Here is a 12,365-nt window from a genome sequence, read left to right on the forward strand (position 1 = left end):
GGCACCTGTCGTCTACATCACTGTAGACAGTGGCGGAGGTCCGCGCGCTTCCCGTGGTCCGTACGGGTGACGCCGTCGCGCCGCACGCACTCCACGGTGGCATCCCGGCCGGCATGGCGCCTGGCGTCGGTGACCTCGGGGACCTTGTCGAGCCGGAGCCGGGCCGGATGATGCGTGGTGGTCGTCAGGGCGCGACAGTGCCACGCAGGCGCCAAGGGGCGGTACGGGGCGCCTCAGGCGGTGAGCAGGGTGCGCCCGAGGTAGTCCTTGGCGTCGCGCACGCCCGGGAGGGCGTAGAAGTAGCCGCCGCCGACCGGGGTGATGTAGTCGACCAGCGGTTCGTCGATCAGGCGGGTCTGGGTCGCCTCGAACTGCCGGACGACGTCCTGCTGGTAGGAGGCGAAGATCAGCCCCATGTCCAGGTTGCCGACGCTGTCGACGCCGCGGTCGTAGTTGTAGCCGCGGCGCAGGATGCGGGAGTCGTCGGTCTTCGCCGTGCGCGGGTTGGCCAGCCGGATGTGCGCGTCCAGCGGGATGGCGTTGCCCTCCGGGTCCTTGGCGTAGTCGGGGGCGTCGGTCTCCGCAACGCCGTCCAGAGGGGCGCCGGTGTCCTTGCGGCGGCCGAACATCTTCTCCTGCTCGGTGAGCGAGACCCGGTCCCAGAACTCGACCAGCATCCGGATGACCCTGACGACCTGGTAGCTGCCGCCGGTGGCCCAGGTGGGCTCGCCGAGAGCGTCGGTGACCCACACCAGGCGGTCCATCTCGCGGCGGGACGCCACGTCCGGGTTGACGATGCCGTCCTTGAAGCCGAGCAGGTTGCGCTGCGCGCCGGCGGGGCGCGGGGCGCTGTGGAAGCCGTCGACGCGCCACTTGATCTGCATGGCGCCGCGGGTGTGCCGGGCGATGTCGCGCAGGGCGTGCAGCACGGTGTCGGTGCTGCCCGCGCAGATCTGCAGGCTCAGGTCGCCGTGGCACGCCTCCGGCTGGAGGTCGTCGTTGGGGAAGGTCCGCATCGGGACCAGCCGGCGCGGCTTGACGGCGGCGAGCCCGTAGCGGTCGTCGAAGAGGGAGGCGCCCACTCCCACGGTGACGGTGAGCGCGTCGGCCGGCACCGAGGGGCCCAGGATGCCGTTGTCGGACGGCGGCGCCCCGACGCCGAGGTCGGCGGGGGTGCCGCCGGCGGTCAGGAAGCGGGCCCGCTCGGTGATGGTCCGCATGAGGTCCGCCAGCTCCGCCTTGGTGTCGGCGATCACCCGCAGGGACACGAAGGTCGCCGCGGCGGGCTGCGGCGTGAGGATGCCGGCCTGGTGCTCGCCGTGGAAGGCCACCGCGGGCGCCTGCCCGCGCTGCACGCTGTCGGACGCCTCGGCCGTGGCGCCACCGGTCGCGCTGGTCAGCGCGAAGCCGCCGGCGGCCAGCGCGGCGGCGCCCGTCCCGGCACCGATCGCGGTCTTCAGGACGGAGCGCCGGGCGGTCCCGAACCCCATCGGGCAGGTGCCCTCGCCGGCCGGGAGACCTTCGAGACGGTGGGTGTCGGCGGACATCGGAGTGTTTCCCTTCGGGAGGTGTCGCACGGGTGGCGGGGGCGGGACGGCGGGGACGCCGGTGGTCAGGCGGACTTCCTGACTTCCAGCAGGGCGGGAATCGGCGCGAGATCCTCCAGGAGCTGGCCGGTGGCGCCGTTGATCTTCGCCCTGGCGGTGTCGTCGAGCGACGTGACCGGGGTCCACGCGTCGCCGTGGTGGGCCGCGTCGAGCAGCCGCTGCAGGCGGGCGATGTCGGAGTCCGCCACGGCCGTACGCCCCGGGGCGCGTGCGTCGACGAGCGGGCGGAGCACGCCGAGCAGTTCCCTGGTGCCGGCCAGGTTGGCCTGTGCGGTGGCCAGGTTGGTGCCGCTGCCCTCGTCGGTGTCGCCGGTGAGTTCGAACTGGAGGGTGTTCTCCAGGATCTCGTGGGCGCGCAGGGGCAGGTCGGAGGGGTCGAAGGCCTGGGTGGGGAAGGCCTTGCGCAGGGCGCCGACGTCGGTGGTGAGCCGGTCGGCGGGGCCGGTCAGGGATGCGGCGGCCTCGCCGTGCCACAGGCCGTACTCGATCCGCAGGAACCCGGTGAAGCCCTTGTCGTGGACGCCGCCGGGCAGGCCGTCTGCGCGGCCGTCGATCTTGCCGTCGAAGTCGGCGAAGGTGCCGTACGCGGCGCCGAGGGAGGCGTAGCGGGTGTGCGCGGCCAGCCAGTCCTTCCTGGCCCGGGCCAGGTCCCCGGCTTTCAGGTCGGCGGCGAGCTGGGCGACCTGGGTCTGCAGCGCGGTCAGGCCCGAGTCGACGTAGGCCCGGTAAGCGGTCAGCGGGCCGGCCAGGTCGGCGGCCGAGACGGGCAGCACGGCCTGCACGGTGCTGCCCCCGCTGACGCGGACGGCGGCGGAGGTCACCGGCTTGCCACCGGTCGGGACGCAGCGCCACGCGTACGCGCCGGTGCCTATGGTGGCGGTCAGCGAGCGGGTCGTCCCGGGGGCCAGGCCCTCGATCTCGCCGTAGACGGCGTTGCTGGCGGGGTCGATCAGGTAGACCTCGGACGTCTGCGTGCCGGTGTTGTGCATGGCGAAGGTCTGCTGTCCGGGTCGCGGGGCGGTGAAGCCCTTTCCGCACGTGGTCGGCGAGACGCTGACGGTGGCAGCGGCCTTCTTGGCACCGGAGCCGGCGATGACCACGCCGGCGATGACCGCCGGGACCGCGACCACGGCGACCGGCAGGACCCAGCGGGGGGCGCGGAGCACGGCGGCGGAGGCCGGCCGGGCGGGCTCGGCGTTCGCGGGACGTCCGGCGGCCCGGTCACCGGCCGCCGCGGCCGCGGCGACGGGCTTCGGGGTGCGCAGGCCGCGGGTGAAGAGGGTCGCGACCACGGCCAGGTAGGCGGCATAGGCCGCGACCTGCAGCCAGGTCATCTGCGGGGTGAGGTTGAAGACGCCCTGGACGAGCTGGGTGTACCAGGCGTTGGCGTCGATGTGGCCGGAGAGGTCGACCAGGTAGCTGCCGCCGCCGGGCAGTACCTTGCCCTCCTGGAGGTCGCGCAGGCCGTAGCCCAGCACGCCTGCGGCGATGACGATGAGGCCGAAGCCGGTCCAGGTGAAGAACCTGGTCAGATTGATCTTGAGGACCCGCTTGTAGAGCGCCCAGCAGATCGCCGAGGCCAGCACCAGGCCGGCGGCTCCGCCGGCCAGCGGACCGGTGCTGGAGCCGTGCGCCGTCTGGGCGTTGGTCCACAGGAACAGCGCGGTCTCCAGGCCCTCGCGGCCCACCGCGAGGAAACTGGTGAGGATCAGCGCGCCGGCCCCCATGGTGAGCGCGGCGGTGACCTTCTCCTTGATCTCGCCGGAGAGGCTGCGCGCGTTCCTGCGCATCCAGAAGACCATCACGGTGACGAAGGCGACCGCGGCCACGGACAGGAAGCCGCCGAAGGCCTCCTGGGCGGTGGTGGGCATCTGCTGCGAGCTGAAGGTCAGCACGGCACCGAAGCTGAGGGACATTCCCGCGGCGGCCGCGACACCGATCCACACCTGGGGCAGCCGGGCGGTGTTGCCGCCGCGGACCAGCGTCGCCACCAGGATGGAGACCACGAGTCCGGCCTCCAGGCCCTCCCGAAGCCCGATCAGAAAGTTCGGGAACGCGTTGTCCCACATCGGTAGTCGCCCCTCCTCGCGGACCGGCCCCGGCGGCCGCCCGGCTTAGCTTAGGCAAACCTCACCTTGCCGCCTACGCGACTGTAGTCCACGAACACGTGGGCTCCGTACCGGGGGCGCCGTGGCAGTCGCCACACCGGGGAGCGCGCACCCCGCCGGAGGGCCGGCCCGCGCCCCGGCATGCGCCGCACCGCGCCCCGGGCGCATGCTGGAACGTGGCGGCGAGCGCCTCGCTCACGAGGGCGTGCGGCCACCGCGAAGGGGAGTCGCCGCGAGAACCGTGCCTTCCCGAGCAAGGGAGCAGGTCATGCCGGCCCTGCATTTCCATCTGACGTCCACCATGAGCCCGCCCGAGGTGATGGGGGTGCTCACCGACTTCAGCCCCGCCCGGATCCAGGAGTGGCCGTCGATCGACGCGGAGCACTTCCAGGTCCACGACAGGGGCGACACCTGGGCAGAGGTGACCGAGGGAAACGCCAAGTCGTTCGAGCGCGCACGCTACGAATGGGACCCCTCGGCGAACAGGGTCACCGTCACCACCCGCGACTCGACGCCGTTCGGTCCCGGCGGGTGGGTCTTCCAGCTGACCCCCGAGGACGACGGCACCCGCATCGACGTCGAACTCCAGCGGCACCCCGGCAACTTCAAGGCCAAGGTGATGGCCTCGATACTGCCCTTCGCAGGACCCGTCGTCCGCAAGTCCTTCCAGGAACCCCTCAAGACCACCTAGCCGCGCGCTTCCACCCGGTTCGCGACCCCAAGGAGGACCCGATGTCCGATCCGCTGCTCGCCGCGCTGTCGGGGCAAGCCCCGGCGGCGCTCGCCGAAGACGTCTCGCTGGCGACACCGATCACGGCACCGCGCATCCACGGCCGTGACGCGGTCTCAAGGGCTCTGCGGACCTACCAGGACGTGCTCGCCTCGCCCGAGGTCACGGCTCGGCTCAAGGGGGACGGGCGGGAAGGCGCCGTGTACAGCGCGAGTCCCGGCGGGCGGACCGTGGAGATCCTGGCGCTGGCGACCTACGACCCCGCGGGTCCGGTCGCCGCCGTCGACGTCTACGGCCGGCCGTGGCCGTACATGGCGCTGCTGCGGGAGGAGATCGCGAAGGTGGCGCCCGACCTCGCGGACCCGGACCTGGGCACCGGGCCGTACGCCCCGGAGGGGCCTGAACCGGTGTGGGTCGACCACCCGGCCGTCCCGCCACTGGCGGAGGACGTCGTCCTGTACTCGCCGATCCTGACCGAGGAGCCGTCGGGGAAGGCCGTCGTCGGGACCGTCCTCCAGGCGGCGGCGCGGAGCTACGACGACCTCAAGGTACGAGCCGTCCTCCATGCCGAGGGCCGATCGGACTTCGCCGTGGTGATCGACGAGTTCGTGGACGGCCACGTGCAGCAACTCGTCGAGGTGTTCACCCTCGACGCCGGGGGCGACGTCGCCGGGATCCGGGTCTTCACCCGCCCCTGGCTCGTCACCGCCCACTTCAGGAAGAGGATGTACGACCTGCTGCACGACACCCTCGGTCCCGAGTTCTGGCAGGGCCCCGATCCGCGGGGCCCCGTCGCCGCCTGATCGGCCCGCGGGGCGTGCTCGCTCAGACCAGCAGGTCGAACAGCTCGAAGGCCTGGTCCCACTGGTCCGTCGAGGGGCGGCGGCTGTCGTCGGCGAGGGTCTTGAGGGCGCGGGCCAGGGCGAGGCTGAGGCCGCCGGCCAGGTCGGGCAGCCGCTCCTGGGTCTCCTCGGCGGCGTCCATGCCGAGGGCCGGGCGGGCGGCGAGCTGGTCGAGCAGCGGGCGCAGCTCTATGCCCTCCTCCAGCTTCCTGAACGCGTGGATGCTCTCCTGCAGGCCCTTGGTGACCGGTAGGTCCTGCGGCGCGATGACGTCGCGGCCGTTGGCCTTGGCGCCGGCCGTGCCGATGAGGAAGAGGTCGTAGAGCTTGGCGTCCACGAAGTCGTTGTAGCGCTTGAGGTCGTTCTTGCTGACGTCAAGGCCGGCGGCTGCGCGGAAGAAGCGCTCGAATTTCGAAACTCCCATGACGGGCATGTCGTGTCACCTTCTCGCGGCGAAGTTGGGCTGAGGTCATCGAACGGCAGGTGGTCCCACCTCCCCGAGGTGCTCGTGTGCCAGGCGGACGGCCATGGCGCCCTCACCGACGGCGGACGCCACCCGCTTGACCGAGCCGCTGCGGACGTCGCCGACGGCGAAGACCCCCGGCAGACCGGCTTCCAGGGCGAGCGGTGCGCGGCCGAGGCGCTTCCAGAGGTCCGCTGACGTATCGGCCACCTCCGGCCCGGTCGGGATGAAGCCGCGCCGGTCCAGCGGAAGCGCTTCGGCGAGCCAGGAGGTGGCGGGGCGCGCGCCGATGAAGACGAACAGGGCGCGGGCGGCCAGCACCTGCCGCTGGTGGGTGCGGTTGTCCTCGACGACGACCGATTCGACCCGGTCCTCGCCGGTGACCTCCCGGACCTCGGTGTGCAGCCGGACATCGATACGCGGGTGCCGCTCGATCCGGTCGATCAGGTAGCGGGACATGCTGTGTTCCAGGTCCGCGCCGCGGACCAGCAGGTGGACGGCGGGCGACTGGGCCGCCAGGAAGAGGGCCGCCTGGCCCGCGGAGTTGCCGCCGCCGACGACGGCCACCGGGTCGAAGCGGCAGGTCCGCGCCTCCCAGACGGTGGCGGCGTAGTGGACCCCGACTCCTTCGAACCGCTCGATGCCGGGGGCCGTCAGCCGCCGGTAGCGGGCACCGGTGGCCACCACCACGTTGGTCGCGGTGACCGTGCCGCCGTCGGCGAGCCGCACCACGCTGGTGCCGTCGTGCTGTTCGAGGCCGGCGGCCTCGGCGGGGACGTCGATCCGGGCGCCGAACCGGTCGGCCTGGACGACGGCGCGTTCGGCGAGCTCCCCGCCGGAGATCCCGGCGGGGAAGCCGAGGTAGTTCTCGATCCGGGAGGACGTACCGGCCTGGCCGCCGGTCGCCTCCGCGTCCAGGACGACCGTGGAGAGCCCCTCGCAGGCCCCGTTCACCGCGGCGGCCAGGCCTCCGGGTCCGGCGCCGACCACCAGCAGGTCGCAGACGGCCTTCTCGGCGGTCTCGTGCCGCAGCCCGACCACCTGGGCGAGCTCGGCGTTGGAGGGATTGCGCAGCACCCGGCAGTCGTGCAGGACGACGACCGGGGTCTCCTCGGGAGAGATGCCCAGACGCGTCAGCAGCGCCTCGGCCTCGGCGTCCTTCTCCAGATCGGACCAGCGGTGGGGAAGGCGGTTGCGGGCGGCGAACTCCAGCAGCCGCCGGGTGTCCGCGGAGAATGCGGAGCCGACGATACGGAAGCCCGTGCCCGCGCCGGCCAGCATCGTACGGCGCAGCAGGTAGGCCCGCAGGATCACGTCGCCGAGCGCGGGTTCGCGGCTGAGCACGTCGCGCAGGGCGGCCGAGCCCACCGCGAGCACCTCGCCGGGGCTGTGCACCACCGCGCTGACGAAGGCGGTCTGGCCCTCCAGGAGGCCCAGTTCGCCGAGGAAGCTGTGCGGACCGTGCAACTGGACGACGTGCTCCTGGTCGTCATGGCGCTCGACCACGGCCACCGTGCCGCTGAGGACGACGAAGAAGTCCTCGCTGCGTTCGCCTGCCCGGAAGAGGTGGTCGCCCTCGCGGACCTGCCGCTGCTGTCCGCAGGATCTCAGGATCGCGACCTGGTCGTCCGTGAGCCGCGGATAGGCGCCGTGGACGTCGGCTGCCGGGGCCGATGCCGGGCTCGGCTGGGTCGGGGTCGGCACGGTTCGCTCCCTTCGTCGAGGACGGATTCGTCGGGTACAGAGGCGGAGGGGGAGGCGGGGGCGGGCAACAGCGGCCGAGGCAGAGGCCAGGGGCGGCCCCGCCGGACAGGCGCCGCGCGGGCCCGCCGGGCTCAGACCATCGACTCGTGCACGAAGCACCACCGCCAGTCCTCGCCGGGCTGGAACGACCGTACGATCGGGTGCCCGTCGGCTCCCGCGTGGCCACGGGCGTGCCGCATCGGCGAGGAGTCGCAGCAGCCGACGTGGCCGCAGGTCAGGCACAGGCGCAGGTGCACCCACGGGGTCCCCATGCGCAGGCACTCCTCGCAGCCCTGGGGTGTCCTGGGCGTCACGGGCCGGACCATGGACAGGTGCGGGTCGGGAACAGCGGTCATCACGGCCTCCTGGTGGCGGGGTCGGCTGGTCCGTGGGACGCCGACAGCGACTCGTCCACCCACCGGCGCAGCGCGTTCGCGGGCGCGGCGCCGGTCTGGCGGGCGACCTGCCTGCCGTGGTCCAGGATCAGCAGGGTGGGTACGGCTTGGACCTCGAACCGCCGCGCGAGGGCCGGTGACTTGTCGATGTCGACCTTCACGAGCTTGAGGCGGCCTGCCAGGTCCCTGGCGACCTGTTCGAGGGCGGGGCTGACCATCCGGCAGGGACCGCACCAGGTGGCCCACAGGTCGACGAGCACCGGCAGGCTCGCCTGCTCGGCGACCTTCCCGAAGTCGGCGTCGCCCGCTTCGGCGATCCACGGCAGCGGGGTCGCGCAGTTCCCGCAGCGCGGGCTGCCGTCCGCCGCGGCGGGTACGCGGTTGGTGCGGCCGCAGGTGGGGCAGGCGACCGCCCGCACCGGGGTCTGCGCGCCGCCGGTGGTGCCGGTACGCCCACCGCGGTCGGCGGGGCTTTCCGGAGAAGTGGTCATGACGGCTCCTGCGGCTCGTCCTGCAGGGTCACGGTCAGCTCGCCGCCTTCCGCGTCGACCAGGATGGTCACGCCCTCGCGTGCCTCACCGCTGAGCAGCGCCCGGCCGATCCTGGTCTCGACCTCGTGCGAGATGAAGCGGCGCAGCGGCCGGGCCCCGTAGACCGGGTCGTAGCCCTCGGCGGCGATCAGCCGGCGGGCCGGCTCGGTGAGGACCAGCGTGATGCGCTGCTCGGCGAGGCGGTCGCGCAGCTCGGCGAGGAGCAGGTCCACGATGCGCTCGATCTGCGCGATGCCGAGCGGGTGGAAGAGGACGATGTCGTCGACCCGGTTGAGGAATTCGGGGCGGAAATGGCCGTTCAGCTCCGTCATCACCAGCGCCCGCGCCTCGGGCTTGATCTCGCCGGCCTGGGTGGCGTCCTGGAGCAGGTACTGGGAGCCCAGGTTCGAGGTCATGATGACGACGGTGTTGCGGAAGTCGACCGTACGGCCCTGGGAATCGGTGATCCGGCCGTCGTCCAGGACCTGGAGCAGGGTGTTGAAGACGTCGGCGTGCGCCTTCTCGATCTCGTCGAACAGCACGACGGAGTACGGCTTGCGGCGCACCGCCTCGGTGAGCTGGCCGCCCTCCTCGTAGCCGACGTAGCCGGGGGGAGCGCCGACCAGGCGGCTGACGGTGTGCCGTTCCTGGTACTCGCTCATGTCGAGGCGGATCATGTTGGTCTCGCTGTCGAACAGCGCTGCCGCCAGCGTCTTGGCCAGCTCGGTCTTCCCGACGCCGGTGGGGCCGAGGAAGATGAACGAGCCGATCGGCCGGCGCGGGTCGCGCACTCCGGAGCGCGCCCTGATCACGGCGTCGGCGACGAGCTGGACGGCCTCGTCCTGGCCCACGACCCGCTCGCGCAGGATCTCGTCCAGCTTGAGCAGCTTCTGCCGCTCGCCCTCCTGGAGCCGGGTGACGGGGATGCCGGTCCAGGCGGAGACGATCTCGGCGATCTCCTCGGCGGTGACCACCTCGCGCAGCAGCCGGGTCTCGCCCTGCTTGGCGGCGAGCTGCTCCTCCTCGGCGGCCAGCCGGCGCTCCAGTTCGCTGACGGTCCCGTAGCGCAGCTGGGCGGCCCGGTTGAGGTCGTAGGCGCGTTCGGCCGCCTCGGCCTCCTGCCGGGCGCGCTCCAGATCCTGGCGCAGTTCCTGGACCTTGCGGATGGCCTGGCGCTCGGCCTCCCACTGGGCGTGCTTGGCGTCCACCTCGCCCCGCAGGTCGGCCAGTTCACGCCGCAGGTCCTCCAGGCGGGCGCGGCTGGCCGGGTCGGTCTCCTGGTCCAGCGCGGCCTCCTCGATCTCCAGACGGGTGGCCCGGCGGGTGAGTTCGTCGAGTTCCGCGGGCATCGAGTCGATCTCGGTCCGCAGCCGCGCGCACGCCTCGTCGACCAGGTCGATGGCCTTGTCGGGGAGGAAGCGGTCGCTGATGTAGCGGTGGCTGAGGGTGGCGGCGGCGACGAGCGCGCCGTCCTGGATCTTGACGCCGTGGAAGATCTCCAGCCGCTCGCGGATGCCGCGCAGGATGGAGATCGCGTCCTCGACGGTCGGCTCGTCCACCAGCACGGTCTGGAAGCGCCGTTCCAGGGCCGCGTCGGACTCGATGTGCTTGCGGTACTCGTCGAGGGTGGTGGCGCCGATCATGTGCAGCTCACCGCGGGCCAGCATCGGCTTGAGCATGTTGCCCGCGTCCATGGCACCCTCGGCGGCGCCCGCCCCGACGACGGTGTGCAGCTCGTCCACGAAGAGCAGGATGCGGCCCTCGGCGCCCTTGACCTCGGCCAGTACGGCTTTCAGCCGCTCCTCGAACTCGCCGCGGTATTTGGCCCCGGCCACCAGCGAGCCCATGTCGAGCGAGAAGACCGTCTTGTCCCGCAGCCCTTCCGGCACGTCGCCGCGGACGATCCGCTGGGCGAGGCCCTCCACGATGGCGGTCTTGCCGACGCCGGGTTCGCCGATCAGCACCGGGTTGTTCTTGGTCTTGCGGCTGAGGATCTGGACGACCCGGCGGATCTCGGCGTCCCGGCCGATCACCGGGTCGAGACGGCCGGTGCGGGCCTCCACGACGAGGTCGCGGCCGTATTTCTCCAGGGCCTCGTACGCCTCCTCGGGATTGGCGGAGGTGACCCGCTGGTTCCCGCGCACGGTGGTGAGGGCGGCGAGGAAGGAGTCCTTGCCGACGCCCTGCTCGCCCAGCCGCCGGCCGGCCGCGGTGGCCGAGCCCTCGTCCACCATGGCCAGCACCAGGTGCTCGGTCGAGACGTACTCGTCCTTGAGCCGCCTGGCCTCCTGCTCGGCGCCGTCCAGCAGCCGGGCCAGCCGCTGGGTCACCCTCACCTGACCGGGGGCGGCGCCAGGGCCGGTCGTCCGCGGGCGCTTGGCGAGATCGGACTCGACGGCGGCGCGCAGGGCGGCCGGGTCGGCGCCGGCGTCGGCCAGCAGGCGGGTCGTCAGGCCGTCCTGCTGATCGAGCAGCGCCAGCAGCAGGTGCTCTCCGTCGACCTCGGTGTGGCCCATACGGACCGCGATGCTCTGCGCTTCCTGCAACGCTTCCTGGGACTTCTGGGTGAGGCGGTTCATGTCCATGTCGTGGGCTCCTTGGCGGCTCGTTCACTGCGCCGCAGCGCGGCCTCAAGACGTTCGATGCGGTCGAGCAGGTCCAGGACGACGCCGACGGCCGCGTAGTTGAGGCACAGCCCGGCCCGCAGCCGCTGGACCCGGGCGATGGCCGACGGGGCGCCGGCCCGGAACCACAGCCGGCCCCCGGCGTCGCGTTCCGCGTCCACGAGACCGAGGGCGACGAAGCGGCGTACGAGGTCGGGCGGCAGTCCGCTGCGGGCGGCCGCGTCGGCCATGGGGAGCCGGTAGGCGCCGGGGTGCGTCCGGTGGACCCGCACCAGGGGGTAGGCGTTCCTGGCGCCGGCCTGTCCGGCGCGTCCGGCGGCGGGACGGTGCTGGGCTCTCATGTCTGCTTCCTCGGGTCGAAGGAGGAGGCCGCGGCCAGTTCCTCGAACAGCTCGCGCTCGCGCGGGCTCGGCGAGGGCGGCACCATGACCTTGATCTCGGCGTAGAGGTCACCGGGGGACCCCTTGGGATGCGGCATCCCCTCGCCGCGCAGCCGCAGCCGGCGTCCGGTGGAGGTGCCGGGCGGCACGTGCACCTTGGCCGTCCCGCCCGGGCCGGCGACCGGCACCGTCGCCCCCAGTGCGGCCTCCCACGCGGCGACCGGCAGATCGACGTGGATGTCGCGCCCGTCGAGCCGGTAGCGGGGATGGGGGGCGATACGGACCACCAGGTAGAGGTCGCCGGCGGAGTCCGGACCGCGGCCCCGGCCGCCCTCCCCCGCGAGCCGGATGCGCTGCCCGTCGACGACCCCGGCCGGGATCGTGACGTCGTAGCTGCGCTCCCCGCCGGGGCCGCCGAGGGTGATCTTCCGCCGGCCGCCGCGGTAGGCCTCCTCCACGCTGAGGGTGAGTTCGGCCTCCTGGTCCGCGCCCGGGATCGGGCTGCCCCGCCCGGCGCGGCCGCCCCGGCCGCCGAAGATGCCTCCGAAGAGGTCCTCGAAGTCCACACCGGAGGTGTCGAAGTCGGTCTGCGTCCAGGTCCTGCCACCGGCCCGGTCGGCGCCCCGGCCGCCCCCGAAGGGGCTGCCGCCGTACGCGCCGGCTCCGCCGCCGAAGCCCTGGCCGGCCGCGACCCGCTCGTCGTAGTCCTCCGGGATCTGCCGGAAGTCCGGGCCGAAGCGGTCGTAGCGCGCCCGGGTGCCGGGGTCGGACAGCACGCTGTACGCCTCGTTGATCTGCTTGAAGCGCTCCTCGGCGGCCGGATCGCGGTTGACGTCCGGGTGGTAGCGGCGGGCCAGCGTACGGAAGGCCTGCTGGATCTCGGACCCGTCGGCGCTGCGCGGGACGCCGAGCACCTCGTAGTAGTCCTCTGCCATGGCGGGCC

Annotated in this window: 11 protein-coding genes; 2 read left to right on the top strand and 9 right to left on the bottom strand. The window is 72.8% G+C overall.

Going from position 1 to position 12,365, the window contains the following annotated elements:
* Positions 1-233: 233 nt before the first annotated feature.
* Both efeB and efeU read right to left on the bottom strand, forming a co-directional pair.
* Complete coding sequence (efeB, locus tag BUE44_RS31015; protein WP_073502347.1) at positions 234-1,547, bottom strand: iron uptake transporter deferrochelatase/peroxidase subunit; 1,314 nt, start codon at positions 1,545-1,547, stop codon at positions 234-236.
* Between the two features lie 65 nt (positions 1,548-1,612).
* The gene (gene efeU, locus BUE44_RS31020) at positions 1,613-3,676 is read right to left on the bottom strand and encodes an iron uptake transporter permease EfeU (RefSeq protein WP_073502348.1); all 2,064 of its coding nucleotides are present in this window, start codon (positions 3,674-3,676) and stop codon (positions 1,613-1,615) included.
* Positions 3,677-3,983: 307 nt separating this feature from the next.
* On the opposite strand from efeU, the gene BUE44_RS31025 reads away from it, so the two are divergent.
* On the top strand, positions 3,984-4,406 hold the full coding sequence (locus BUE44_RS31025) for an SRPBCC family protein (protein WP_073502349.1): 423 nt from the start codon (positions 3,984-3,986) through the stop codon (positions 4,404-4,406).
* Between the two features lie 41 nt (positions 4,407-4,447).
* Positions 4,448-5,248, top strand: a complete 801-nt coding sequence (locus BUE44_RS31030) for a hypothetical protein (protein ID WP_073502350.1) — start codon at positions 4,448-4,450, stop codon at positions 5,246-5,248.
* A 22-nt stretch (positions 5,249-5,270) separates the two neighbouring features.
* On the opposite strand, the gene BUE44_RS31035 is transcribed toward BUE44_RS31030, so the two are convergent.
* The 7 genes from BUE44_RS31035 to BUE44_RS31065 form a co-directional block, all read right to left on the bottom strand.
* On the bottom strand, positions 5,271-5,720 hold the full coding sequence (locus BUE44_RS31035) for a DUF1931 family protein (protein WP_073502351.1): 450 nt from the start codon (positions 5,718-5,720) through the stop codon (positions 5,271-5,273).
* A gap of 36 nt (positions 5,721-5,756) precedes the next feature.
* Positions 5,757-7,454 carry an FAD-dependent oxidoreductase gene (locus tag BUE44_RS31040; RefSeq protein WP_073502352.1) on the bottom strand — a complete coding sequence of 566 codons (1,698 nt, stop codon included), beginning with the start codon at positions 7,452-7,454 and terminating at the stop codon, positions 5,757-5,759.
* A 131-nt stretch (positions 7,455-7,585) separates the two neighbouring features.
* Positions 7,586-7,849 carry a UBP-type zinc finger domain-containing protein gene (locus tag BUE44_RS31045; protein ID WP_073502353.1) on the bottom strand — a complete coding sequence of 88 codons (264 nt, stop codon included), beginning with the start codon at positions 7,847-7,849 and terminating at the stop codon, positions 7,586-7,588.
* Positions 7,849-8,379, bottom strand: coding sequence for a thioredoxin (trxA, locus tag BUE44_RS31050; protein WP_079190238.1), 531 nt, complete (start codon positions 8,377-8,379; stop codon positions 7,849-7,851). Before trxA ends, BUE44_RS31045 begins: the two co-directional genes overlap by 1 nt.
* On the bottom strand, positions 8,376-11,003 hold the full coding sequence (gene clpB, locus BUE44_RS31055; RefSeq protein WP_073502354.1) for an ATP-dependent chaperone ClpB: 2,628 nt from the start codon (positions 11,001-11,003) through the stop codon (positions 8,376-8,378). Before clpB ends, trxA begins: the two co-directional genes overlap by 4 nt.
* Positions 10,994-11,383 carry a chaperone modulator CbpM gene (locus BUE44_RS31060; RefSeq protein ID WP_079190239.1) on the bottom strand — a complete coding sequence of 130 codons (390 nt, stop codon included), beginning with the start codon at positions 11,381-11,383 and terminating at the stop codon, positions 10,994-10,996. The genes clpB and BUE44_RS31060 overlap by 10 nt, the downstream gene beginning before the upstream one ends.
* Positions 11,380-12,357: a DnaJ C-terminal domain-containing protein gene (locus tag BUE44_RS31065; protein WP_073502355.1), complete on the bottom strand. Its 978-nt coding sequence runs from the start codon at positions 12,355-12,357 to the stop codon at positions 11,380-11,382. The genes BUE44_RS31060 and BUE44_RS31065 overlap by 4 nt, the downstream gene beginning before the upstream one ends.
* Between the last annotated feature and the right edge of the window lie 8 nt (positions 12,358-12,365).

The sequence above is a fragment of the Actinacidiphila paucisporea genome (assembly GCF_900142575.1).
Classification (GTDB): Bacteria; Actinomycetota; Actinomycetes; order Streptomycetales; family Streptomycetaceae; genus Actinacidiphila; species Actinacidiphila paucisporea.

What these genes read in the sequence shown, in the direction of transcription:
- efeB (WP_073502347.1), bottom strand. Translation starts at nt 1,547, where the DNA reads ATGTCCGCCGACACCCACCGTCTCGAAGGTCTCCCGGCCGGCGAGGGC.
- efeU (WP_073502348.1), bottom strand. Translation starts at nt 3,676, where the DNA reads ATGTGGGACAACGCGTTCCCGAACTTTCTGATCGGGCTTCGGGAGGGC.
- BUE44_RS31025 (WP_073502349.1), top strand. Translation starts at nt 3,984, where the DNA reads ATGCCGGCCCTGCATTTCCATCTGACGTCCACCATGAGCCCGCCCGAG.
- BUE44_RS31030 (WP_073502350.1), top strand. Translation starts at nt 4,448, where the DNA reads ATGTCCGATCCGCTGCTCGCCGCGCTGTCGGGGCAAGCCCCGGCGGCG.
- BUE44_RS31035 (WP_073502351.1), bottom strand. Translation starts at nt 5,720, where the DNA reads ATGCCCGTCATGGGAGTTTCGAAATTCGAGCGCTTCTTCCGCGCAGCC.
- BUE44_RS31045 (WP_073502353.1), bottom strand. Translation starts at nt 7,849, where the DNA reads ATGACCGCTGTTCCCGACCCGCACCTGTCCATGGTCCGGCCCGTGACG.
- trxA (WP_079190238.1), bottom strand. Translation starts at nt 8,379, where the DNA reads ATGACCACTTCTCCGGAAAGCCCCGCCGACCGCGGTGGGCGTACCGGC.
- clpB (WP_073502354.1), bottom strand. Translation starts at nt 11,003, where the DNA reads ATGGACATGAACCGCCTCACCCAGAAGTCCCAGGAAGCGTTGCAGGAA.
- BUE44_RS31060 (WP_079190239.1), bottom strand. Translation starts at nt 11,383, where the DNA reads ATGAGAGCCCAGCACCGTCCCGCCGCCGGACGCGCCGGACAGGCCGGC.
- BUE44_RS31065 (WP_073502355.1), bottom strand. Translation starts at nt 12,357, where the DNA reads ATGGCAGAGGACTACTACGAGGTGCTCGGCGTCCCGCGCAGCGCCGAC.